General features: G+C 70.9%; 18 protein-coding genes. 13 read left to right on the top strand and 5 right to left on the bottom strand.

What is annotated here, in order from left to right; translation table 11 throughout:
• Nucleotides 1-40: 40 nt before the first annotated feature.
• The gene (locus AB0J64_RS07940) at nt 41-2,203 is read left to right on the top strand and encodes an acyl-CoA dehydrogenase (protein ID WP_364022394.1); all 2,163 of its coding nucleotides are present in this window, start codon (nt 41-43) and stop codon (nt 2,201-2,203) included.
• Here the strand turns inward: AB0J64_RS07940 and AB0J64_RS07935 are convergent.
• Nucleotides 2,200-4,032: a hypothetical protein gene (locus tag AB0J64_RS07935; protein ID WP_364022391.1), complete on the bottom strand. Its 1,833-nt coding sequence runs from the start codon at nt 4,030-4,032 to the stop codon at nt 2,200-2,202. The two genes, AB0J64_RS07940 and AB0J64_RS07935, sit on opposite strands and share 4 nt — an antisense overlap.
• A gap of 74 nt (nt 4,033-4,106) precedes the next feature.
• Between AB0J64_RS07935 and AB0J64_RS07930 the strand changes: the two genes are divergently transcribed.
• The 5 genes from AB0J64_RS07930 (at nt 4,107) to AB0J64_RS07910 (ending at nt 12,481) form a co-directional block, all read left to right on the top strand.
• On the top strand, nt 4,107-5,639 hold the full coding sequence (locus AB0J64_RS07930; RefSeq protein WP_364022388.1) for a hypothetical protein: 1,533 nt from the start codon (nt 4,107-4,109) through the stop codon (nt 5,637-5,639).
• Between the two features lie 104 nt (nt 5,640-5,743).
• Nucleotides 5,744-5,878 (top strand): hypothetical protein, encoded by a 135-nt coding sequence (locus tag AB0J64_RS07925; protein ID WP_344996422.1) that lies wholly within the window; start codon nt 5,744-5,746, stop codon nt 5,876-5,878.
• A gap of 11 nt (nt 5,879-5,889) precedes the next feature.
• Nucleotides 5,890-6,693, top strand: a complete 804-nt coding sequence (locus tag AB0J64_RS07920) for a glycosyltransferase (protein ID WP_364022385.1) — start codon at nt 5,890-5,892, stop codon at nt 6,691-6,693.
• The gene (locus AB0J64_RS07915) at nt 6,690-7,784 is read left to right on the top strand and encodes a glycosyltransferase family 4 protein (RefSeq protein ID WP_364022382.1); all 1,095 of its coding nucleotides are present in this window, start codon (nt 6,690-6,692) and stop codon (nt 7,782-7,784) included. The genes AB0J64_RS07920 and AB0J64_RS07915 overlap by 4 nt, the downstream gene beginning before the upstream one ends.
• A gap of 500 nt (nt 7,785-8,284) precedes the next feature.
• Entirely contained in the window at nt 8,285-12,481 is a 4,197-nt protein-coding gene (locus AB0J64_RS07910; protein ID WP_364022379.1) for an alpha-(1->3)-arabinofuranosyltransferase family protein, read from the top strand.
• On the opposite strand, the gene AB0J64_RS07905 is transcribed toward AB0J64_RS07910, so the two are convergent.
• A complete protein-coding gene (locus AB0J64_RS07905; protein ID WP_364022376.1) occupies nt 12,402-13,550 on the bottom strand; it encodes an acyltransferase in 1,149 nt (382 codons plus the stop codon). The two genes, AB0J64_RS07910 and AB0J64_RS07905, sit on opposite strands and share 80 nt — an antisense overlap.
• A 167-nt stretch (nt 13,551-13,717) precedes the next feature.
• Here AB0J64_RS07905 and AB0J64_RS07900 point away from each other — a divergent pair, with 167 nt between their 5' ends.
• Together AB0J64_RS07900 and AB0J64_RS07895 are read left to right on the top strand one after the other, a co-directional pair.
• Nucleotides 13,718-14,635 (top strand): DUF3068 domain-containing protein, encoded by a 918-nt coding sequence (locus AB0J64_RS07900; protein WP_364022373.1) that lies wholly within the window; start codon nt 13,718-13,720, stop codon nt 14,633-14,635.
• A gap of 159 nt (nt 14,636-14,794) precedes the next feature.
• The gene (locus AB0J64_RS07895; RefSeq protein ID WP_344996406.1) at nt 14,795-15,901 is read left to right on the top strand and encodes a nitronate monooxygenase family protein; all 1,107 of its coding nucleotides are present in this window, start codon (nt 14,795-14,797) and stop codon (nt 15,899-15,901) included.
• A gap of 29 nt (nt 15,902-15,930) precedes the next feature.
• Here AB0J64_RS07895 and AB0J64_RS07890 read toward each other — a convergent pair whose 3' ends face one another.
• Nucleotides 15,931-16,122: a hypothetical protein gene (locus AB0J64_RS07890; RefSeq protein WP_364022370.1), complete on the bottom strand. Its 192-nt coding sequence runs from the start codon at nt 16,120-16,122 to the stop codon at nt 15,931-15,933.
• Nucleotides 16,123-16,171: 49 nt separating this feature from the next.
• Nucleotides 16,172-16,981, bottom strand: a complete 810-nt coding sequence (locus AB0J64_RS07885) for a crotonase/enoyl-CoA hydratase family protein (protein WP_364022367.1) — start codon at nt 16,979-16,981, stop codon at nt 16,172-16,174.
• A gap of 119 nt (nt 16,982-17,100) precedes the next feature.
• Between AB0J64_RS07885 and AB0J64_RS07880 the strand changes: the two genes are divergently transcribed.
• Together AB0J64_RS07880 and AB0J64_RS07875 are read left to right on the top strand one after the other, a co-directional pair.
• Nucleotides 17,101-18,648 (top strand): acyl-CoA synthetase, encoded by a 1,548-nt coding sequence (locus AB0J64_RS07880; RefSeq protein ID WP_364022365.1) that lies wholly within the window; start codon nt 17,101-17,103, stop codon nt 18,646-18,648.
• Nucleotides 18,638-19,537 (top strand): OB-fold domain-containing protein, encoded by a 900-nt coding sequence (locus AB0J64_RS07875; RefSeq protein WP_364022362.1) that lies wholly within the window; start codon nt 18,638-18,640, stop codon nt 19,535-19,537. The genes AB0J64_RS07880 and AB0J64_RS07875 overlap by 11 nt, the downstream gene beginning before the upstream one ends.
• On the opposite strand, the gene AB0J64_RS07870 is transcribed toward AB0J64_RS07875, so the two are convergent.
• Nucleotides 19,440-19,646, bottom strand: coding sequence for a DUF6882 domain-containing protein (locus tag AB0J64_RS07870; protein WP_364022713.1), 207 nt, complete (start codon nt 19,644-19,646; stop codon nt 19,440-19,442). The two genes, AB0J64_RS07875 and AB0J64_RS07870, sit on opposite strands and share 98 nt — an antisense overlap.
• Here AB0J64_RS07870 and AB0J64_RS07865 point away from each other — a divergent pair.
• The 3 genes from AB0J64_RS07865 to AB0J64_RS07855 are packed head-to-tail and all read left to right on the top strand — an operon-like array spanning nt 19,549 to nt 23,301.
• Nucleotides 19,549-20,565 (top strand): lipid-transfer protein, encoded by a 1,017-nt coding sequence (locus AB0J64_RS07865; protein ID WP_364022710.1) that lies wholly within the window; start codon nt 19,549-19,551, stop codon nt 20,563-20,565. The genes AB0J64_RS07870 and AB0J64_RS07865 overlap by 98 nt on opposite strands.
• Before the next feature lies 1 nt (nt 20,566).
• Nucleotides 20,567-21,715 carry a thiolase domain-containing protein gene (locus tag AB0J64_RS07860; RefSeq protein WP_364022359.1) on the top strand — a complete coding sequence of 383 codons (1,149 nt, stop codon included), beginning with the start codon at nt 20,567-20,569 and terminating at the stop codon, nt 21,713-21,715.
• On the top strand, nt 21,715-23,301 hold the full coding sequence (locus AB0J64_RS07855) for an acyl-CoA synthetase (RefSeq protein ID WP_364022356.1): 1,587 nt from the start codon (nt 21,715-21,717) through the stop codon (nt 23,299-23,301). Before AB0J64_RS07860 ends, AB0J64_RS07855 begins: the two co-directional genes overlap by 1 nt.
• The last annotated feature ends 16 nt before the right edge of the window (nt 23,302-23,317 follow it).

The raw sequence follows: 23,317 nt of genomic DNA, 5'->3' as shown, positions 1-23,317 counted from the left end.
TGGTTCTGGGTGATGGCCGGACCTGGCATGGAGGATGAGCATGGCGATCGGGTTGAGCGAGGAGCACGAGGCGCTCCGCGAGTCGGTGAGCGGCTGGGCCGAGCGGAACATCCGGTCGGAGCTGCTGCGTGCCGGGGCGGACACCCGCCCCGCGTTCTGGCCGGGCCTCGCCGAACAGGGGCTGCTCGGCCTGCATGTGCCCGAGGAGCACGGCGGCTCCGGCTACGGGCTGCTGGAGACGGCCGTGGCCGTCGAGGCGCTGGCCGAGCGCATGGCCCCGGGGCCCTACCTGCCGACCGTGCTGGCCAGTGCCGTGATCAACGCCTCGAAGCGTCCCGAGCACCTGGAGTCGTTCGCCGACGGCACGCTGACCGGCGCCGTCGCGCTGACCGGCACGTTGACCGGCACCCGCACGGAGGACGGCTCCCTGGTCGTCTCCGGCGTCGCCGACCACGTGCTCGGCGGCTCGCTGGCCGACGCGCTCGTGCTGCCGGTCGCCACGGACGACGGCGAGGAATGGGTCCTCGTCGACGCCTCCGCCGCCACCGTCACCCCGGTCAAGTCCCTCGACCTGACCAGGCCGGTGGCCAAGGTGGAGCTGTCGGAGGTGGTCGTGCCCGCCGAGGGCATCCTGGGCGGCGTCCAGAGCTCCGACGTGCGCAACATCGCCGCGATCCTGCTCGGCGCCGAGGCGGCGGGCCTGGCCTCCTGGTGCGTCACGGCCGCCGCCGAATACGCCAAGGTACGCGTCCAGTTCGGCCGCCCGATCGGCCAGTTCCAGGGCATCAAGCACAAGCTCTCCCGCATGCTCGTCGCCCTCGAGCAGGCTCGGGCCACCGTCTGGGACGCCACCAGGGCGGATGGGAGAGAGCTGGACTATGCCGCCGCCATCGCCGGCGTGATGGCCCCCGACGCCGCCGTCCAGTGCGCCAAGGACGCCATCCAGACGTTCGGCGGCATCGGCTACACCTTCGAGCACGACGTCCACCTCTACTACCGCCGCGCCCTCACGCTGCGTGCCCTGCTCGGCTCGTCGGCCGAGTGGGCCGCGAAGGTGACCGAGCTGGCCCTGCAGGGCGTCTCCCGCGAGATGGTGATCGACCTGCCCGAGGACGCCGAGGACCTGCGCGAGTCGATCCGCGCCGAGATAGCGGAGATCGCCCAGCTGGAGGGCAAGGAGCAGAAGCGGGCCCTGGCCGAGCGCGGCTTCGTCATGCCGCACCTGCCCAGGCCGTGGGGCCGTGACGCCAAGCCGCTGGAGCAGGTGCTGATCGCCCAGGAGCTCAAGGCCGCCAAGGTCAAGCTGCCCGCGATGATCATCGGTGCGTGGGTGGTGCCGTCCATCGCCGCGTACGGCACCCCGGAGCAGCAGGAGCGCTTCCTGCCGAAGACGCTCAGCGGCGAGATGATCTGGTGCCAGCTCTTCTCCGAGCCGGGCGCCGGCTCCGATCTGGCCTCGCTGCAGATGAAGGCCGAGAAGGTCGAGGGCGGCTGGACGCTCACCGGGCAGAAGATCTGGACCTCCGTCGCCCACGTGGCCGAGTGGGGCATCTGCATCGCCCGCAACTCCAGCGACGGCTCCAAGCACGAAGGCATCACGTACTTCCTGGTCGACATGAAGGCCCCGGGCGTCACCGTCAGGCCGCTGACCGAGATGACCGGCGAGAACCTGTTCAACGAGGTCTTCCTCGACGGCGTCTTCGTCCCCGACGACCTGGTTGTGGGCGAGGTCGGCGACGGCTGGAAGGTCGCGCGCAACACGCTCTCGAACGAGCGCGTCTCGCTGTCGTCCGGCTCCGGCGGCACCGGCGCCTCCGTGCCCGACCTGCTGGGCCTGATCGGCCGGCTCGGCCGCGAGCTGACGCCGGCCGAGGAGCAGCAGGTGGCCGCGGTGGTCTGCGAGGGCCACTCGATCAACGCGCTCTCGCTGCGGGTCACGCTCAAGCAGCTGGCCGGCGCCGAGCCGGGAGCGGACGCCTCCGTACGGAAGCTGCTGTCCACCTCCCACGCCCAGCACGTCTCGGAGACGGCGGTCGAACTGCTGGGCCCGGCGGCGGTCGTGGCCGCCGACATGAAGCTCGGCGACGCGGGCTACTGGAACCGGGCGGTGCTCGCCACCCGGGCGATGACCATCTACGGCGGCACCACGGAGGTGCAGCTCAACATCATCGGCGAGCGCATGCTGGGCCTGCCGAGGGACTAGCGGACGGGCTGCGGCGGGACGGGCGCGACGTTCTCGGCCGGGACCGGGACGCCGATCTTGATCTCGCCGACGCAGGAGCCGGGGCCGGCCGCGCGGACGGCCAGCTCGCTCCCGCCACCGCTGATCGTCGCGTACGTCGTGCCCAGGTCACGGCCCGCGGGCACGGCGGTGCTCCGCGCCGCCCCGAGCCGCACGTCCAGGGTGGTCGGTGCGCCGTTCAGGTAGGTGATCTGGACGGTGTGCTCGCCGTCCGGGATCGGGACGGGCAGCCGCAGGCGCACCTCGGTCCGTCCGACCGGGGTGCAGGAGGCGCCGGACGGGATCGTGACGCCGTCGATCGCCACCGGCCGCAGCCGGCCCTGCTCGTCGAAGATCAGCGGCTGGGCCAAGGGGCCGGCGAGCCTTCTTACCCAGGTGATCTGGCGGGGTGCGGTCGGGCCGAGGATGCGGGACTGCAGCGCGTAGTCGTAGAAGAAGACCGGGAACGCGATCTTGGAAGGCACGTAGGTGTCCAGGACGACCGAGCCCGCGGGCAGGCGTGCCAGCGCCTGTCCGGCGGTCTTCACGTAGCTCCTGACGTTCGCGCCGAGCGGACGGTCGGCGTAGGCGGCGACCGACCACACCGAGCCCGCCGCGAACACCGCCGCCACCGGCGTCCATGCCCACCTGAGCCGGAGCGCGGGGCGGCGCCAGGGCCGCTCCTCGCCCTGGACCGGGATGAACGCCAGCCCGATGACCAGGGCCACGACCGTGGCCGTGGAGGAGACGTACCGCAGCTCGAATCCGCTCAGATCGGGACCGAGCAGCTCGACCCGCCCCAGCATGATCGGCACCACGTCCGCCAGCAGGAAGTAGCCCAGCAGGGTCAGCCACGCCAGCCAGGCCCGCCGCCGCCAGATCACGGACACGCCCACGGCGACGCCCGCGACCGCCAGGCTCGCCCAGACGAGCGCGGGCGGCGTGGCGGCCAGCGCGTAGTCCTCGCCGATCGGCTGCCACCGCCAGGGGCCGCCCAGCGACGTGGGCACGAGGGAGCCGGTCAGCAGCGTCCACGCCGACTTCGCCGCGACCTCGGCGCTGGGCAGCATGGGCCGGAACGTGTCGTTCGTGAGCTGCACCGACGTGAACAGCTGACGGAAGAACAGCACCGCGTACGGAATGAGCACGCCCAGGTAGAGCAGCCATCCCCGCCACAGCCGCAGCCCGCCGAGCCACCCGAGGGTGAGCACGAAGGCCAGCACCAGGATGAACGGCGCCTTCACGAAGAACACCATCCCGAACACGGTCCACCCGGCCGCCGCCACCGCGTGCCTGAAGCGCCCGGTGCGGGTGTAGTGCACGTGGGAGGCGAGCGCCATCGGCAGCGCGATCTGGAACGGCAGCGTCTCGGCCACCACCGCCCACCACGACAGCCCCGGGATCGTCATCGGCGTCAGCAGGGAGAAGCCGAGCGGGACGAGGATCGCCGGACGCGTCCCGAACAGCAGCCGCAGCAGCCGCAGCAGCGCCAGGCCGGCCGCCGCCTGCAGGCTGATCGTGAGCACGTGCGCGAGGGCGTCGTTGTAGACGCCGAGCCGGCCCATCGCCCAGTGGATCGCGAACGCCCCCGGCATCAGGTGGCCGAAGTCGACCCGCATGAGGTAGTCCCAGGACAGCGGGCTCTCCAGCCCCCTGGCGATGAACATGAAGTCGTCCTGGCGGAAGTACGTCCGACTGACCAGCTCGAACTTCCACACGAGCTGGACCGCGACCATCGCCAGGCCCGCGGCGAGCACGGCGTCGCCGCCGCGCGACCACTGGCGCGCCCCCGCTGTAGCCACCTTCAACATCACCCCCGCGACGACTCAACCATGTCGGGGTCGGCCGTGGAATGGCCGTAGCACGGTTGTGATGTCATAGCGGGATGCCGCACACGCCCCGAGCCGGGCAGGCCTCCGCCCTCCTCGGGCTCGCGCTCGGCTGCCTGGCGCTCGGGCCCGCGTTGGGCTGGGGTTTCACGCTGCTCCAGGACATGGTGTTCGTGCCTGACCCGTCGTTCACGGCGTGGACGTTCGGGCTGGCGGGCGGGGCCGCGCGGGTCGTCCCGAGCGATGCCGTGGTGACCGTGCTGTCGCTGGTGCTCCCTGCCGAGCTGGTGCAGAAGGCGATCCTGCTGGGGATCTTCGTGCTGGGGTGCTCGGGGGCCGCGCTGCTGCTGCCGTCGGAGTCGCTGGGGCCGCGGCTGGTGGCGGGCGCGTTCTACGTGTGGAACCCGTACGTGGCCGAGCGGCTGCTGATGGGGCAGTGGGCGCTGCTGCTCGGGTACGCCGGGTTGCCGTGGGTGGTGCGGGCCGCGTGGACGGGGCGGCGGGTGGCGGCGGCCATGCTGCCCGCGGCGGTCGGCGGGTTCGCGGCGATGACGGTCACCGCGATCACGGCGCTTCCGGTGGCTCGGCGGGTCCTGCCGGTGGCGGGGTTGCTGGCGGCGTTCAGCCTGCCGTGGCTGGTGCCCACCGCGCTGCGGCCCGAGGGGATCGCCGGCGACCCGGTCGGCGTGTACGCGTTCGCGGCCAGGGCCGACACGCCGTTCGGCGCGGTGGGGAGCCTGCTGTCGCTGGGCGGGATCTGGAACGCGTACGCGGTTCCTCCTGGTTACGGCGCCTTTGCCGGGGCGGCGGCCAGGCTGCTGCTCACGCTGGCCGGGGTCGTGTTCTTCCTGCGGGGAGATGTGCCGTACAAGAAGGGCCTGGCTGCGGCGGCCCTGGCCGGGCTGGGCATCGCGTGCGCGGGCGTCACCGGGGCTGGGCGGGAGGCATTTGCGTGGCTGGTGGGGGTGTGGGGCGGGTTCGCGGTGTTCAGGGACGCCCAGCAGTTCGTGGCGCCGCTGGCGCTGGTGGCGGCTCTGGGGATCGGGCTGCTCGTGGAGTCGGTCGCGCGCGAGCGGGTGTGGGTCGCCGCGATGGCGCTGGTGCCGGTGGCCGTGCTGCCCACCATGGCCTGGGGGTCGCTCGGGATGCTGGGGGCCGTCTCCTATCCGGAGGGCTGGACCGCCGCGCGTGAGGTGATCCGGCGCGATCGGGAGCCAGGGGATGTGCTGGTGCTGCCGTTCGAGTCCTACCGGCGGTTCCCGTGGAACGGGGGGCGCGCCGTGCTGGATCCCGCGCAGCGCTTCTTCGCCGTGCCGGGGCGGCGGGTGGTCTCCAATGACGTCGTACGGGTGGGCGACATAGTCGTGAAGAGCGAGGACTCGCGCGCCCAGGCGGTAGAACACGTACTAGAAGGGCCCTCGCCCGATCTTCCCGCAGCGGGATTTCGCTACGTGATAGTCAACGCGGGGACAGTTGAAGAGCGGCAACGGTTCGGCGTATGGCTACAGAGCGCAAGGCCGCTGGTCGGTACGGGTGACCTGCGGCTCTACCGGTTCGACGGTCCCGTGCCGTCTCGACATGTGCCCTGATCAGGGGATTTATAAAGATTTCGTAGAGCTACTTCCGAGTAGCAAGAATTGGTTCTAGGTTGGGACGGACCCGCACCATTTGTCCGCTCGAGGAGGAACCCCCCGTGATAAAGATCCTCTTAGCAGCGATCATCGGCGTCGCCGTGGCGGCGCTCGTGGCGACGGTCACCACGGTCTCTCTCACCGGCGCCACAGCCACGCCGGTCAACCAGCCTCTCTATTTCTACGGCGACCGGTAACCCGAGCCGACATGCCGCCCTCTCCGCATGGGGACGAGGGGACGAGCCGACCACCACTGCTTGAGATCGTCATTCCCGCTCACAACGAGGAACGACGACTTCCCGGGGGCCTCCTGCAGCTGTGCGCGAAGCTTGCCCGCATGCCGTTCCCGACCGCCGTCATCGTGGTCGACAACAACAGCACGGACCGCACGGCCGAGATCGTCAGGGACTGGCCGCGTGGACCTGTGGCGGTCCGGCTGATCCGGTGTCCGGCTCCCGGGAAGGGAGCCGCCGTACGTACCGGACTGCTCGACACCTGCGCCCCGTTCGTCGGGTTCGTCGATGCCGACATGGCCACCGACCTCGACGCCATCGACATCGCCTTCGGGCAATTGCTGTCCGGAGAGCGGGTGGTGGTCGGGTCGAGGGCGCACCTGGACTCCCACGTCGAGAACCGCCACAGCAAGGTCCGCGAGCTGGGTGCCTTCGCGTTCCGCGCGCTGGCCGGCGCGCTGGTGCGCGGGGTGAGCGACACCCAGTGCGGGTTCAAGTTCTTCGACGGGGTGCTGGCCCGCGAGATCGCCGCCCTGCTCCGTACCCCCGGCTTCGCCTTCGACGTCGAGCTGCTCGCGCGCTGCGTCGGGCACGGCGCGGCGGTGAAGGAGATCCCCGTGCGCTGGCACGACATGCCGGGCTCGCGCTTCTCCCCGGCCCGGCACACGTTCGGCATCGTGGTGGAGCTCGGGCGGATCTGGCTGCGGCTGCGCGCTCGGCCGCGTGCCGCCGCCGACCCGGCCTGGGAACCGCCGCTCGACCCCGTCGGATATCCGTGAAAATCGCTGTCGTCAACTGGCGTGACCCCTGGCATCCTCTGGCGGGCGGTGCTGAGACGTTCGCCTGGGAGATGGCCCGCCGATTCGTGGGCGCGGGCCACCAGGTGTGCTTCGTCACCGCGCGAGCGCCGGGCCAGGGCCGGGGGGAGTCCGTCGACGGGGTGCGCATCGTGCGGATGGGCGGAGTGTTCACCGTCTATCCGCTGGTGCTCTGCTGGCTGCTGCTCCGGCGCGGCCGCTTCGACGTGGTGCTCGACTGCCAGAACGGGATCCCGTTCTTCACCCCGTGGGTCGTGCGGCGGCGTACCAGGGTGCTCTGTGTCGTGCACCACGTGCACGATCGGCAGTTCGGCCTGCACCTGCCGCGGTGGCTGGCGGCGTTCGGGCGCTTCCTGGAGGGGCCGGCGGCCCGGTGGAGCTACCGGCGGCATGCGAGCGTGGCCGTGTCGCCGTCCACGGTACGGGCCATGCGGGAGCGGCTCGGGTGGGACGGTCCTGTGCACATCGTGCCGAACGGGGTGAGCGTCGCCCGGCCCGGTGATGTCGTGAAGAGCCCGGCGCCGCGGCTCGTCTGCCTGGGGCGGCTCGTCGCGCACAAACGCGTTCACCTCCTGCTCGACGCCGTGGCCGAGCTCAGGGAGCGCTGGCCGGACCTGGCGGTGGACATCATCGGCCGCGGGCCCGAGGAGGAGCGGCTGCGCGCCCGGCTGCCTGAGGGCGTCATACTGCACGGCTATCTGCCGGAGGAGGAGAAGGCGCGGGTGGTCGAGCGGGCGTGGGTGCACGTGAGCACCTCGCAAGGTGAGGGATGGGGCCTGAGCGTGCTCGAGGCGGCCGCGCTGGGGGTGCCGACCGTGGCGTTCGACGTGGACGGGCTCCGTGATGCCGTACGGCATGGGGAGACGGGGTGGCTGCTGCCCGAGGGCACGGAGCTGGCCAAGGGCGTAGCCGCGGCACTCACTGAGCTGGACCAGACTTATGCCGTGAAATGTCGGGCATGGGCGGACCGCTTCTCCTGGGACCGCAGCGCGCAGCGCCTCACCGCGCTGATGCTGGGCCAGGACCTCGAGCCGGGCTGGGAGGCGTGGTGACGCGCAAGCCGCCGATCGACCGGATCGTGGCCGGACGCTCTGCCAAGCAGCCGGCGACCGACCGCCTGGTGGCCGGCCGCCCGGGCACCGGCCGCCCCAAACCCGAGCCACCGGCCCCAGACGCGACGCCGCCGCCACCCGACACGCCCGCCACCACGCCGCCTGTACCCGGCGCGCCCACGCCTTCTCCGTCGGAGTCCGGTGCCTCCGCGCCCCCTCCATCGGCGCCTGGCGCGCCCGCCGGCGGGGGGCCGAGAATGCGGCCGCCTGCTGATGGGGGTGCGCCGCCGCCGTCCTCCACTGACGAGTCCCCTCCCGCCCAGCCGCCCGCCGATGGGAGCGCGAGTGCGCGGCCCTCCGGTGACCGGCGTGCCACGCCGCCGCGCCCCGCCGACGGGCGCGGGACCGAGCCGCGCGTGCCCCAGTCGGCCGTCAACTGGTTCGTGGCTCGGCGAGCGGCGATCAGGCGAGTGGCGCCTGCGGGCCAGGAAGCCAGAGACGTGGCAGGCGCTGCGAGCACCGATCGGCTCGTGGCCGGGCGGCCCCGGAGCGGGCCGGCGCCGGGCGAGGGCGCGGTGGCCGGAGGGCCGGCAGGTGCGCGTGCCACGACCGCGGAGCCGGTCAGTGGGAAGGGTGGGCGTGGCGCGGCCGGGGAGCCGGTCAGTGGGCGGGTGCGGCGGCGGTGGTGGCTGGTGGTGTGCTGCCTCGGCTTCGCAGTGCTGGCGTTCACCACCAAACCGGGCAACCTGATCTCCGACACCAAGATGGACCTCGCGCTCAACCCGCTCGGCTGGCTGGAGCGCGCCTCCCACCTGTGGGACATCCAGCACTTCGGCCAGCTCCAGAACCAGGTCGCGGGCTACATCTTCCCGATGGGCCCGTTCTTCGCCCTGGGCGACCTGGTCGGCGTGACGCCGTGGGTGACGCAGCGGCTCTGGCTGACGCTGCTGATGTGCGTGGCGTTCCTGGGTGTGGAGCGGCTGAGCAGGCAACTCGGCATCGGCACAGAAGGCACGCGCATCGTGGGCGCGCTGGCGTACGCGCTGGCCCCGCGGACGCTGTCCATCCTCGGTGAGATCTCGATCGAGTGGCTGCCCGCCGCGATGCTGCCGTGGATCCTGATCCCGTTGCTGACCGCCTCGGAGACGGGCCAGCGGGCCCGCGGGGCCGTCAGGTCGGCGCTGGCCGTGGCGCTGTGCGGCGGCGTGAACGCGGTCGCCGTGCTGGCTGTGCTCGTCGCCCCCGTCGTCTACATCCTCACCAGACCGCGCCCGGTGCCGCGCTGGCGGCTGCTCGCCTGGTGGACGGGGGCCGTGTCGGTCGCCACCCTGTTCTGGACGCTGCCGCTGCTGCTCGTCGGCCGATACGCGTTCTCGTTCCTGCCGTACACCGAGACCTCCGAGACCACCACCCAGGTCACCTCGCTCACGAACGTCCTGCGCGGCGCCTCCGACTGGGTGCGCTACCTGCCGGTCAACGGCGTCTTCGACCAGCCGCCGGGCTTCGCGATCGCCACCTCCGCGGCCATGGTCGTGGTCACCGGCGTGCTGGCGGCGCTCGGCCTGGCCGGGCTGTCCCGCCGGGACCTGCCCGCCAGGGGGTTCGTGGTGGCGCTGTTCCTGGTCGGCGTGACGGCGCTGGTCGCCGGGCACATCAGCGCTCTGGAGCCGGTCGTGGCGGAGCCGGTGCGCTGGCTGCTCGACGGCCCGCTCGCGCCGCTGCGCAACCTGCGGAAGTTCGACCCGCTGGTACGCCTCGCGCTCTCCTTCGGGCTCGCCCATCTGCTCGTGAGGGCCAGGCTGCCGCTGCGTACGGTGTCGGCGGTGGCGTTCGCGGCCCTCGTCCTGCCCGTGTTCAACCAGGGCCTGGCCGCGCCCGGAGACTTCAAGCAGGTGCCGGCGCACTGGCGGGAGGCGGCGGCCTGGCTCGACGAGAACGCCGGCGACGACGGCGTCCTGATCGTGCCGGGCGCCAAGTTCGGCGAGTACGTCTGGGGCCGGCCGATGGACGAGCCCATGCAGGCGCTGTCCACGGCCCGCTGGACCACCAGGCAGATCACGCCCCCGGGCTCGGTGGGCCTGACAAGGCTGCTCGACGCCATCGATCAGCGGCTCACCGCGGGCCACGGCTCGGCCGGGCTGACCGCCGTGCTGCGCAGGATGGGCGTGCGCTACCTGCTCGTCAGGAACGACCTGAACAGGGCGAACCTCCAGGGCGCCTGGCCCGCGCGGATCTTCGAGGCACTGCGCGAATCGCCCGGCATCAAGCGGGTGCGCTCGTTCGGCGAGCTCGTCGGCGACAAGGAGACCGACGACGCCGTGGAGTCGCTGGACGCGCCGTTCCCGGCGCTGGACCTGTACGAGGTGACGGGCAGCTCGGACCTGGTCTCGGTGCAGCCGGTGGCCGACGCGCTCGCCGTGCGCGGCGGGCCGGACTCGCTGCTCGCGATGGGCGACCTCGGCCTGCTCGGCGACGGCCCGGTGCTGGTGAACGGCGACGCGGGCAAGCGGGAGGCGCCGACCGTGGTCAGCGACGCGCTGCGGCTGCGCGAGCGTTCGTTCGGTGAGATCAGGTCGAACTGGTCGCCCACGCTGACGGCCGACAGCAAGGCGGACTTCTCCGGCGTCAGGGCGCTGGACCTGCTGGAGAAGGGCTGGCTGGACGACTCCGCCACCGCCGAGTACGACGGCATCGCCGGCGTGTCGGCCTCCTCCTCGGTCGCCGACCCGTATGCGATCGCCGGGATCAGCACGACGGGACGGGGCCCGTGGGCGGCCATGGACGGCAACGGCCAGACGGGCTGGGAGAGCGACGGCTCGAAGCCCGCCGAGGGCGAATGGCTCCGCGTGGACCTGCCCAACCGGATGCGGATCCCGTACGTGCAGGTGATGCTCGCCCCCGACCTGCTGCTCGGCCAGGCGATCAAGCGAGTGGCCGTGGAGACCGAGTCGGGGAGCCTGGCGCAGGACGTGCGGCGGATCACGGAGCCGCAGCGGCTGCGCGTCCCCGACGGGCCCACGAGCTGGGTGCGGGTCAAGGTGCTGAAGACGGTGTCCGGCGAGTGGAGCTACGGGCAGCGGGTCGGCATCGTCGAGCTGTCCATCCCCGGCGTCACGCCGGAGCGCACGATCAGGCTGCCGGGAAAGGGCGGCGACGTGTTCGTCATGGACCGGGGGCTCGACGAGCGGCCCGCCTGCATGCGCAACCAGTACCGGTGGATCTGCAACGCGACGGCGCTGGCCAAGCCGGGGGAGGAGACCGGGTTCGACCGGACCTTCACGGCCGGTTCCGCCGCGACCGTGAATGTCCGGGGATCGGCCGTGCTGAAGGATCCGGTGCTCGCCGACCGGTTCACGCGCATCAGTGCGGACCTGACCAGTGTGACCGGTTCGTCCCAGCTCACCTTGGACGCGGTGGTCTCGCCCCGGTCGGCGTTCGACGGGGACGCGAGCACCACCTGGATCCCCGCCACCGACGACGCCCAGCCCGCGCTCGCCATCGCCTGGAAGGGCAGGCGGACGATCTCCCAGGTCCGGATCGGCCGCCCCGGAGGCGACAAGCAGGCGCTCGACGTGGTCGTGACGGGCGACCGCGGCGCCGTCCGCGCGGGACGGGTCGATCCGCGCGGCCTCCTGACGTTCAAACCGCTGTCCACCTCGCGGCTCCAGCTCCGCTTCACGCCGATCTCGAAGCGGCTGCAGGTGACCGAGATCGTGGTGCCCGGCGTCGCTCCCGTGGGCAGGCTCGCCGGCGTCCCGCTCAGGCTCGCCTGCGGCTCCGGCCCCAGGATCGAGGTGAACGGGCAGGTCATCCAGACCAAGGTCGCCGGCACTCAGGCCGACCTGCTGGAGCAGCGGCCCGTGCAGATCTTCGGGTGCTCGAAGGCCAGGCTCGCGGCCGGCGACAACCGGGTGCGGGTCGCGGGCTGGGAGTCGTTCGCCATCGACGACCTCGTGGCAGGCGCGCTGCCCGGCAAACCGCGCGGCGTGGAGGGGGCGGCCGTGCAGAGCACCTGGACGCCGTCCGTACGCGAGGTCGAGGTGACCGCGCCGAAGGACTCCTTCCTCGTCGTCAACGAGAACTACAACGCCGGCTGGCGGGCACAGATCGCCGGCAAGACGCTCAAACCCGTGCGGATCGACGGCTGGAAGCAGGGCTGGGAGCTGCCGGCCGGGACCACGGGGACCGCGCGCCTTGAGTACGTGCCGGACCGCGCCTACTGGCTCGCGCTCGTCCTCGGCCTGGCCGGGATCGCCCTGCTGACCCTGATCGCCCTGGTCATGCGCGGCCCGCGCCCGGAGCATGTGCTCGAGACCGCCCCCGCCTCGGCCGCCCGGCTGCGGCACCTGCGCGCGCCGTACGCCGTCGTGCTCGCTCTGGCGTTCGGCGGCTGGGTGGCGAACTGGCAGGGCATGCTCGCCGTCCTCGGCGCCCTGCTCGTGACGCTCGTGCTGCGGGACAAGGGCCTGCCCGCGCACTGGGCGGCCGCCGCCGTCTTCGGCGTGGCCACGCTCTCGCTGGCGGCGGCCATGGCGTCGCCCGGCAAGGAGCTGCTGCTCGACGTGGTGCCGCAGCTGGCCGCCTGCGCGGCCATGGGCGTGCTCTTCGGCCAGCTCGTCAAGGAGCCGGAGCGACCGGCGCCGGAGCCGGAGCGGCCGGCGGCCGAGCAGGTGCTGACGGGAGCCGGCCGAGCTTGAGCGCCGGGACCTCGATCAGATGGTAGCTGCCGACGCTGAGCAGCAGCGTGCCCAGGAACGACACCACCGCCACGCTGGGGAAGTCACCGCCGAACGGCGGCGCCCCGGTGAGCTTGAGCTGCAACGTGATCAGCGGTGCGTGCCACAGGAAGAAGCTGTAGGAGATGCGGCCCAGATAGGCGGTCACGGGGTTGCCGACCAGCCGGTGTCTGAGCGAGTCGCCCCTGGGGGCCAGCGCGAACGGCGCTACCAGGAGCATCGCGACCGCCGCCTCCAGGCTGATCCGCAGCAGCGACTCCCACAGGGTCGGCAGCGTCAGCGTGCGCGGCCCGGCCAGCCCGGTGCTCAGCACGGCGTACAGCAGCAGGGCCAGCACCAGGAGCTGCGGCGTCAGCGCGTCGATCACCCTGCTGTGCCCGATCCACACCGACAGCACGGCCATCGCCATGCCGCAGGCGAAGAACACCAGGTGGTACGGCAGCAGCAGGGCGAGCTGCGCCTGCCCGAACTCCCGCGTCACGACCACGGTGACCACCGAGATCACCGGCAGCACCCCGATGCCCGCCAGCAGCCTGACCGGCGCGTTGCCGCCGCGGCGCGCCCATTTGTGCAGCAGCCAGGCCAGGACCGGAAGCACCACGTAGAAGGCCATCTCGATGGGCAGCGTCCACATCTGGTACAGCCCCTCGGCCGCCTGCTCGCCGGGGAAGTAGTTCTGCAGCAGCAGCAGCCACTTGACCCAGTCCAGCCAGTCAGGCGAGCTCCACGCCCACAGCGCCGGCACCACCACGAGCCAGTAGACCGGCATGACCCGCAGCACCCTGCGCCACAGGTAGAGCAGGGGCTTCGGGCGTGGCGTATTCTCGATCACCGCGCGCGCCCACGGGCGGTAGAGCAGCAGGCCCGACAGGAGGAAGAAGATGGGTACGGCGATGCCGAGGCGGGCCAGCATCCAGGCGTACATGCCCTCGCGGTACATGACGCCGGTGTTGCTGCCGACGTGCAGCAGCCAGACGCCCAGAGCGGCGAACGCGCGGATGCCGTCGAGGGCCGCATCCCTGCTCTTCACCTCTGCTCACACCCTCTCGATCGGCCGGCGGAAACCACGATAGAACCTGTTTCTATCGATTTGATTGCGGTGATATGGCCGCCAGTGACGCGCATCACCCACTGTCATACTTTGTTGCTCGACGATTGCGCTAGACGACAACACGTTCTACAAAGGCGGAGGCCTCGATGGGTCGTATCTCCACGCTCGTCCTCATCGGGTTCGGGGCTTTCTTCATCGCGCTGGCGCCGCTGCTGAAATTCTGGGCGGCCGGCCAGATCATCGCCGCTCCCGCGGACCAGTTCGGCATCGCGCGACTGGAGGCGAAGGGTGCTCGCTACTTCTCGCTCCAGGACCTGAAGGTCCTCACCGGTGACCTCCAGATCTTCGTCACCACCCGCGGGGACGTGAAGGAGGCCAACTCCAAGAGGGTGGTCTGGGACGAGGCCACGGTCGTCAACGACGTGACCAACAGCCGGCCGCAGATCGACCTCTCCGAGCGCCGCAGCGCGTTCGACCGCTACACCGGAGTGGCGCTCAACTGCTGCGGGGACAGCATCGACAAGGAGCCGGTCACGCTGGAGGGGCAGGTCTACAAGTTCCCCTTCGACGTGGAGAAGAAGACGTACAAGGTGTTCAACGGCACGGCGGGCAAGGCGTTCGACGCCGCCTTCGTGCGTGAGGACAACGTCAACGGCCTGCCCGTCTACGTCTTCGAGCAGAACGTCCCGCCGACCAAGACCGAGACCCGCAGTGCGCCCGCCAACGTGCTCGGCATGACGGGCACCACCGGAGACGTGCAGGTCGACCGCTGGTACGACGGCAAGACCACGTTCTGGGTCGAGCCGGTCACCGGCTCCCCGGTCAAGCAGGAGGTGCAGCGCCACGAGGTGCTGAAGACCCAGGACGGGATCGAGCGGTCGGCGGCCTTCATCGGCACCGCGAAGATGACCGACCAGACCGTCAGCGACCTGGTCAAGCAGGCGCAGTCGGGCAAGAGTCAGATCAACCTGCTGCGCAACATCATCCCGCTGGTCCTGCTCATCGTGGGCGCCGCGCTGGTGCTGACCGGCGTCGTCCTCGGCCGGCGTCCCCGCGGCGAGTAATCCTGATTCCGGGGCCCGCGATATGCGGGCCCCTTTTTCATGCCCGGTGTAGGCCAAACTAGAACACGTTATCGCCATAAGTTACCCGTCGGTACCAGACGGAAGGTTCTAGTCTAGAACGCGTTGCAGTTCGCCATCCGGCGGACGTATTGTCGGGCCATGCGGACACGTGTCACGGACATGTTCGGAATCGAGTTCCCGATCTTCGCGTTCAGCCACTGCAGGGACGTCGTCGCCGCCGTCAGCCGCGCGGGCGGCATGGGAGTGCTCGGAGCGCTCTACTTCACCCCTGAAGAGCTCGAGACGGAGCTCAAGTGGATCGACGACCACGTGGACGGCAGGCCGTACGGCGTGGACGTCGTCATGCCGGCCTCCTACGAGGGTGCCGACTTCGCGCCCGAGGAGCTGGTGGGCCGCCTGCAGTCGATGATCCCCGAGGGCCATCGGTCGTTCGTCGAGAACCTCCTGGCCAAGCACGGCGTCCCGCCGCTGTCCTCGGACGCCGACCCCGGCAAGGTGCTGCTCGGCTGGACGGACGCCACCGCCCGGCCGCAGGTGGAGGTCGCACTCCGCCACCCCATCGCCCTCCTGGCCAACGCCCTCGGCCCGCCGCCCGCCGACGTGGTGGACCTCGCCCACGCGCACGGGGTCAAGGTCGCCGCCCTGGCCTCCACACCCAGACACGCGCTCAAGCAGGTCGAGGTCGGGGTGGACGTGGTGGTCGCCCAGGGCACCGAGGCCGGCGGTCACACGGGTGAGATCTCGACCATGGTGCTGATCCCGCAGGTGGTGGATGCCGTGGACGTGCCCGTCCTGGCCGCCGGCGGCATCGGCAACGGCCGCCAGATGGCGGCGGGGATGGCGCTGGGCGCCGAGGGCGTCTGGACCGGCTCGCTCTGGCTGACCGTGGAGGAGGCCGACACCCCGGAGATGGCCAAGCGCCGCATCCTGGAGGCCACGTCCAGGGACACCGTGCGGTCGCGGAGCTGGACGGGCAAGCCGGCGCGGCTGCTCAAGAACGAGTGGACGGAGGCGTGGGAGTCGGAGGAGTCGCCCGGCACGCTGCCGATGCCCCTGCAGTTCATGCTGGTCTCGGACGCCCTGCGCCGCATCGGCCGCTCCGACGTCGCCGAACTGGCCACCTTCCCCGCCGGGCAGATCATCGGGATCACCAACCAGGTGCGGTCGACGAAGGACGTGGTGTTCGGCCTGGTGGAGGAGTACGGCGAGGCCCTGGAACGGCTGGAGCGCCTCACCGGGGACTGACGTCTGCCGGTCCCGGCTGCGCGTGGCCATCAGAGGCGGCGCCGCTCCCAGGGGTCGTCGTCAACGCGGTCATCGGCGCCGAAGAATTCGCCGGCCTCTCGCCGTATTTCCGCATACTCCACGTGCGGGAGTCGGCGATGCTTCGCGACGAGCTCTTCGGCGCTCAGATGCCGCCTGTGTGGGAGCGAGCGCAGCTCACGCTGACAGATGACCTTCGCCATGTGCCGACCGTAGCCTTGGGCGGCCTCTCCTGCCGCTCAATGCCTTCAATCAGCGCGCCTGGTAGGTCGCGGCGCGCTTCTCCCTGAAGGCGCGCGTTCCTTCCTTGGCGTCCTCCGAGCCGATCACCGGCCACCCGATCTCGTCCGACACCTTCAGCGCCTCCACCTCCGGCATGCCCAGCGTGTCCCGATACGTACGCAGGATCGCCTGCACCGCCAGCGGCCCCGAGGCGGCGACGTCCTCGGCGAGCTCCCGCGCCGAGGACAGCGCCTGGCCGTCCGGGACCACCCGGTTGACCAGCCCCATGGACAGCGCCTCCGCCGCCGTGACCGCGCGTCCGGTGAGGAGGAGGTCCATGGCATGGCAGTACGGGATCTGCCGGGGCAGGCGTACGGCACTGCCGCCCATGGGGAAGAGGGCGCGCTTGGCCTCGAACAGCCCCAGCGTGGCCGACTCGGCCACCACCCGCAGGTCCGTCCCCACCAGCAGCTCCGTGCCCCCCGCCACCGCGTAGCCCTCCACGGCGCTGATGATCGGCTTGGTGGGCAGGTCCTCCCGGAGCAGCCCTTTCCAGTGGAAGTTGGGGATCTGCGCGGCCCTGGCCTGGACCTCCGGGTCCGTGGAGGGCTGCCCCATGGCCTTGAGGTCCGCCCCCGCGCAGAACGTGCCCTCCGCGCCCGTCAGGATCGCCACCCGGATCCCGGTCTCCGCCGACGCGTACGCCCACGCCGAGGCCAGGCCGATCAGCATGTCCGAGGAGAGTGCGTTGCGCGCCTCCGGCCGGTTCATGGTGACGATCAGGATGTGGCCGTCGCGTTCGATCCGGCAGTGGGGAGTGCTGATCGGCAGGAGCTCCACGTACGCCTCCGAAGTGTCTAATCAAGCGCTTGCTACGAACTTCGGCCCCAGGATACGCTCCCAGCAGCAAACGAGAACAGGTTCCTGTTTTGCTCGCGCCACAACTCCAAGGAGTTCAGATGGGCACGCTCGGTTTCTGGAGGCTCGCGCAGGCGGATCCCGAGTGGATCGCGGCCGTTGACCCCGATGGCACGGAGCATCGCGCGGGCGATCTGCTGGCTCGCTCGAACCGCCTCGTGCACGGCCTGCGCGGTCTCGGGCTCCAGCCAGGAGACGGTATCTGCGGCCTGGTCCCGAACGGTGTCGAGGGGCTCGTGCTCTACCTGGCCGCCATGCAAGCCGGCTGGTACTACACCCCGGTCAACTGGCATCTCACCGGCCCCGAGATCGCGTACATCGTGTCGGACAGCGAGGCCAAGGCCTTCTTCGTGCACCCGCGCTATCTCCAGGAGGGCGCCAGGGGAGCGGAGGCCATCGAGCCGCACCGCCGGTTCATCCTCGGTGAGAAGGTCGACGGCTTCCGCCAGGCGAGCGAGCTCACCGACGGTCAGCCGGACACCGCACCGGAAGGCCGCACCGCCGGCGCCACCATGCACTACACCTCGGGCACGACCGGCAAGCCGAAAGGCGTCAAACGCGGGCTGAACGGCCTGGATCCGGACGACTCCGCGGAGCTGATGACGTTCCTGCTCGGACTGTTCGGCATCACCCCGGGCCGCCCCAACGCCCACCTGATCACGTCCCCGAACTACCACACCGCGGTGACCCAGTTCGGCGGCACCGCGCTGCACATGGGGCACACCCTCGTCTACATGGACAAGTGGGACGCCGAGGAGATGCTCCGGGTCTGCGAGCGCTACCGCGTCACGAACTCCCATCTGGTCCCGACCCACTTCAAGCGGCTGCTCGCGCTCCCGGAGCAGACCCGCGCCACGTACGACCTGTCCTCACTCACGTGGATGATCCACGCCGCCGCCCCCTGCCCCGTCCCGGTCAAATGGGCGATGTTCGAGTGGTGGGGCGACTGCGTGTACGAGTACTACGCGGCCACCGAGGGCGGCGGCACCCTGGCCACGCCCGAGGGCTGGAAGACCCACCCGGGCACGGTCGGCAAGGCGTGGCCCATCAGTGAGCTGCTCATCGTGGACGAGCAGGGCGAGCCTGTACCGACCGGCACCCCCGGGACGATTTACATGAAGATGATGGGCGCCTCGTTCGAGTACAAGGGCGACCCGGACAAGACCGCCGCGAACCGCCTCAAGGACTACTTCACCGTAGGGGACATCGGCTACCTGGACGAGGACGGCTACCTCTACCTCTGCGACCGCAAGGCCGACATGATCATCTCTGGAGGGGCGAACATCTACCCGGCCGAGATCGAGAACGAGCTCATGGTCCACCCCAAGGTGGCGGACGTGGCCGTGTTCGGCATCCCGGACGAGGAGTGGGGCGAGCAGATCAAGGCCGTGGTCGAGCCCGCGCCGGGGATCGAGCCCGGCCCCGAGCTGGCCCGCGAGCTGCTCGCGTCGCTGGAGGGCCGCCTGGCCCGGATGAAGTGGCCCAAGAGCGTCGACTTCATCGCCGAGATGCCCCGAGAGCCCAACGGCAAGCTGCTCAAACGCAAGCTCCGCGCCCCGTACTGGGAGGGACACGACCGTGCCATCTGATCCGCTCGTCGCCCAGCACGTCCTGGAATTTCCCGGCGGCTACACGCGTACGACAGGCCCCGTGATCGGCCGGTTCCTGAGCGAACTACGCGGGCGCCGCATCGTGGGAGTGCGGACGAAAGAGGGCAAGGTGCTCGTGCCCCCCCTGGAGTACGACCCCGCGACGGGCGAGCCGGTGACCGGCGAGTACGTCGAGGTCGGCCCGGCCGGCACGGTCACCACCTGGGCGTGGGTGGAGGAGCCGCTCGAGAGCCACCCGCTCGACCGTCCCTTCGCCTGGGCCTTGATCAAGCTGGACGGGGCGGACACCGCGCTCGTGCACGCCGTGGACGCGGGCAACCCCAAGGCGCTCGCCGCGGGTACGCGCGTCTGGCCTGCCTGGAGCGACCGCCCCACCGGCCACATCACTGACATTTCGCATTTCGTCCCTGAGGTCACGAAGATCGTGTCCAACGTGCGCTCCGAGTACCGCCTCCAGGCGGGAGGCGCGCTCCGCGTCTTCCTGGAGGGCATCGAACGCGGCGTCTTCCTCGGCGGCCGGTGCGAGAGCTGCGCCAAGGTGTACGTGCCGTACCGCATGTCCTGCCCCGAATGCGGAAGCGCCATCGGGGAGACGCTCGAGCTGCCCGACACCGGCACGATCACCACGTTCGCGATCAACAACCTGCCGGACCCGCGGGCTCCGCAGGTGCCGTTCGTGTCGGCGTACATCCTGGTCGACAACGCCGACGTCCCCATGATCGCGCTCATCGGCGACGTACCCGCTCACGAGGTGCGCCAGGGCATGCGGGTCAAGGCGGTCTGGGTGCCGGAGAGCGAGCGTACGGCGTCAATGTCGAACATCCGCTGGTTCGCCCCCACCGGCGAGCCCGACGTGGAGCTGTCATGAGAGATGTCGCGATCGTCGCGTTCGCCCAGACCCAGCACACCGACCACGACACCGGTGCGACCGAGCCGGAGCTGATCCTGCCCGTGATCAACGAGGTCAAGGAGCGCACCGGGCTCAAGAGGTTCGGCTTCACCTGCTCGGGCAGCTGCGACTACCTCGCCGGCGCGCCGTTCTCGTTCGTGTCGGCCCTCGACGCCTTGGCCGCCTGGCCGCCGATCTCCGAGAGCCACGTGGAGATGGACGGCGCCTGGGCCCTGTACGAGGCGTGGGTGCGTCTCCAGCACGGCGACATCGACTCGGCCCTGGTCTACGGGTTCGGCAAGTCGTCACTCGGCGACCTGCGCACGATCATGACGATCCAGCTGGACCCGTACTACCTGGCGCCGCTCGGCCTCGACCTGCTCTCCTACGCGGCGCTCCAGGCCGGCGCGGTCGGCGCGGACAGGAAGGAGCTCGACGAGATCGTCCGCAGGAGCCGGGCGGACGGGAGGAGCAACCCGTACGCGCTCGATCTGCCCGACCCGGACGACTCGGACGACTCGGACGGCTTCGCGGTGCAGCCGCTGAAGAAGACCGATGTGCCGCCCATCACGGACGGCGCGGCGGCGATCGTGCTCGCCGCCGGCGACCTGGCCAGGGAGCTGTGCGCGAATCCCGCCTACATCAGAGGCATCGCGCATCGCATAGAGCCCCACTACCTGGGTATGCGGGATCTCGCCCTGTCGGCCTCCGCGGCCGATGCCGCACGAGCCGCGGGGGTCGGCAAGGGTCCCGTCGAGGTGGCCGAGCTGCACGCGCAGTTCCCCCACGAGGAGATCGTCCTGCGCCGCGCCCTGGAGCTGCCCGGCGACACGGTGATCAACCCGTCCGGCGGCCCGCTGGCCGCCAACCCGGTCATGGCCACGGGCCTCATCCGCATCGGCGAGGCCGCGCGGCGCATCCTCGACGGCGACGCGAGCCGCACCGTCGGGCACGCCGCCGGCGGCCCCTGCCTGCAGCACAACCTCGTCACCGTCCTGGAGGCCTGACATGGGAAATCGCTGTGCGGTCATCGGCGTCGGGCAGACGCACTACACGACCAAGCGCAGGGACGTGTCGATCGCCGGGCTGGTCCGCGAGGCGGCGCTGCGGGCGCTGGAGGACGCCGGGCTGACGTTCAAGGACATCGACGCCGTGGTCATCGGCAAGGCGCCCGACCTGTTCGAGGGCGTGATGATGCCGGAGGCGTACCTGGCGGACGCCCTCGGCGCGGCGGGCAAGCCCATGATGCGCGTGCACACGGCAGGCAGCGTGGGCGGCTCGACGGCGCTGGTAGGAGCCTCGCTGATCCAGGGCGGCGTGCACGACCGGGTGCTGGTGGTGGCGTTCGAGAAGCAGTCGGAGTCCAACGCCACCTGGGCGCTCTCCACGCACCTGCCCTTCAACGCGTCGCTGGTGGTGGGCGCGGGCGGCTACTTCGCGCCGCACATCCGCGAGTACATGCGCAGGTCGGGCGCGCCCGGACACATCGGGACGCTCGTGGCGGTCAAGGACCGGCTGAACGCGCTCAAGAACCCGTACGCGCACCTCAAGATCCCCGGCATCGACCAGAAGATGGTCGAGTCCACGCCCATGCTGTGGGAGCCGATCCGCTACCTGGAGACCTGCCCGTCCAGCGACGGCGCCTGCGCCATGATCCTGTCGTCCGAGTCGAAGGTCACCGGCACCCCGGCCTGGGTGCACGGGACGGCCATGCGCTCCGAGCCGATCTTCCGCGCCGCTCGCGACACGGTCAGCCCGCAGGCGGGCAAGGACTGCGCGGCCGACGTCTACCGCCAGGCCGGCATCGCGGACCCGCGGCGGCAGATCGACGTGGCCGAGACGTACGTGCCGTTCTCCTGGTACGAGCCGATGTGGCTGGAGAACCTGGGGTTCGCGGCGGAAGGGGAGGGATGGAAGCTCACCGAGTCGGGTGCGACGGCACTCGACGGTGACATCCCGTGGAACGCCTCGGGCGGGGTGCTGTCGAGCAACCCGATCGGGGCCTCGGGGCTGATCAGGTTCGCCGAGGCCGCGCTGCAGGTGCGCGGGCTGGCGGGCGAGCACCAGGTGGACGGCGCCCGCATGGCGCTCGGCCACGCGTACGGCGGGGGAGCCCAGTTCTTCGCGATGTGGATCGTCGGACGGGAGAGACCCTGATGGAGTTCAACCACGCTGACCTGTTCGAAGGGCTCGCGGACACGATCGGGGACCGGACGGCCATCGTCTGCGGCGCGGACCGGCGCACCTACGCCGAGCTGGAGGCCGAGGCCAACCGGCTCGCCCACTACCTCATGGACCTGGGCATCCAACCGGGCCAGCACGTCGGGCTGCACCTCTACAACGGCGTCGAGTACGTGGCGGGGCTCCTGGCCGCGCTGAAGATCAGGGCCGTGCCGATCAACGTCAACTACCGCTACGTCGAGAACGAGCTGCTCTACCTCTACCGCGACGCCGACCTCCGGGCGCTGATCTACGACGTGGGGTTCGACGCTCGGGTGGCCGCCGTGGCCGATCAGGCGCCGCTGCTGGAGCACCTCATCTCCGTGGGCGGGCCGTCGGCGATCGGCTCGGCGGTGCCGTACGAGACGGCTCTGGAGCGCGGCAAGCCGGAACGCGGCTTCCCGCCGCGCTCGGGCCAGGACGTCTACATCATCTACACCGGCGGCACCACCGGCCTGCCCAAAGGGGCGATGTGGCACGTCGAGGACCTGTTCATGGGCTTCGGCGGCGGCAACCCGTACGGCGAGCCGCGCGCCACCCCGCAGGAAGTGATCGACGAGGCCGTCAAGGCGAATCCCATCGTGATGATGGCCGCGGCGCCGCTGATGCACGGGGCCGCGCAGATGGCCACGTTCATCGCCTGGTGGCTGGGCTCGACCATGGTGTACGTGCGCCGCTTCGACGCCGACGAGGTCTGGCGGACGGTCGAGCGCGAGCGCGTGCTCACCATCAACATCACCGGCGACGCCATGGCCAGGCCCCTGGCCGAGGCGCTGGAGAAGGGCGGCTACGACACCTCCTCGCTGCTCATCATCAGCTCGACCAGCGCGATCCTGTCAGGCGCGGTACGCGACCGGCTCCAGGAGTTACTCCCCAACGTCATGATCACGGACGGCTTCGGCTCCACCGAGTCCGGCTACACGGCGACCGGCGTGGCCGGGGCCACCCCGGAGAAGGGCCTGCGCTACAAGCCGAACCCCGTGGTCCAGCTGGCCGTGCTGGACGAGCGGAACCGGCCCGTGGAGCCCGGCTCCGGACAGCTCGGGACCGTGGCCACGGCCGGGCGGGTGGCGTTCGGCTACTACAACGACCCCGAGAAGACGGCCCGCACGTTCGTCACCGACGAGAACGGGACCAGGTGGCTGCTGACCGGCGACCTGGCGACCGTGGACACCGACGGGACCGTGAACGTGTTCGGCCGGGGCTCGCAGTGCATCAACACCGGCGGGGAGAAGGTGTTCCCCGAGGAGGTCGAGGCGGTGCTCAAGGGGCATCCGGCCGTGTACGACGCGGTGGTTACCGGAGTGCCCGACGAGCGGTGGGGGAGCAGGGTGGCCGCCGTCGTGGAGCCGCGGCAGGGCGTCGAGGTGACGGCCGAGGAGCTGGACGCGCACTGCCGGACGCTGCTGTCGGGGTACAAGGTGCCTCGTTCGTACGCGTTCGTGGAGGAAATGATGCGCTCGCCGGCGGGCAAGGCGGACTACCGGTGGGCCCGAGAGACGGTGCAGGCGAGCGGCGCCTAGAGCGCGCAGGTGCCTG

It is taken from the genome of Nonomuraea sp. NPDC049695, assembly GCF_040674955.1.
GTDB classification, from domain to species: Bacteria; Actinomycetota; Actinomycetes; order Streptosporangiales; family Streptosporangiaceae; genus Nonomuraea; species Nonomuraea helvata.
The sequence above is the reverse complement of the archived record's forward strand: the minus strand, read 5'-3'. Positions and strand labels throughout refer to the sequence as shown.

Excerpts from the sequence above, each read along its gene's own strand:
- AB0J64_RS07940 (WP_364022394.1), top strand. The coding sequence starts at position 41 with ATGGCGATCGGGTTGAGCGAGGAGCACGAGGCGCTCCGCGAGTCGGTG.
- AB0J64_RS07935 (WP_364022391.1), bottom strand. The coding sequence starts at position 4,032 with ATGTTGAAGGTGGCTACAGCGGGGGCGCGCCAGTGGTCGCGCGGCGGC.
- AB0J64_RS07930 (WP_364022388.1), top strand. The coding sequence starts at position 4,107 with ATGCCGCACACGCCCCGAGCCGGGCAGGCCTCCGCCCTCCTCGGGCTC.
- AB0J64_RS07920 (WP_364022385.1), top strand. The coding sequence starts at position 5,890 with ATGCCGCCCTCTCCGCATGGGGACGAGGGGACGAGCCGACCACCACTG.
- AB0J64_RS07900 (WP_364022373.1), top strand. The coding sequence starts at position 13,718 with ATGGGTCGTATCTCCACGCTCGTCCTCATCGGGTTCGGGGCTTTCTTC.
- AB0J64_RS07895 (WP_344996406.1), top strand. The coding sequence starts at position 14,795 with ATGCGGACACGTGTCACGGACATGTTCGGAATCGAGTTCCCGATCTTC.
- AB0J64_RS07890 (WP_364022370.1), bottom strand. The coding sequence starts at position 16,122 with ATGGCGAAGGTCATCTGTCAGCGTGAGCTGCGCTCGCTCCCACACAGG.
- AB0J64_RS07880 (WP_364022365.1), top strand. The coding sequence starts at position 17,101 with ATGGGCACGCTCGGTTTCTGGAGGCTCGCGCAGGCGGATCCCGAGTGG.
- AB0J64_RS07860 (WP_364022359.1), top strand. The coding sequence starts at position 20,567 with ATGGGAAATCGCTGTGCGGTCATCGGCGTCGGGCAGACGCACTACACG.
- AB0J64_RS07855 (WP_364022356.1), top strand. The coding sequence starts at position 21,715 with ATGGAGTTCAACCACGCTGACCTGTTCGAAGGGCTCGCGGACACGATC.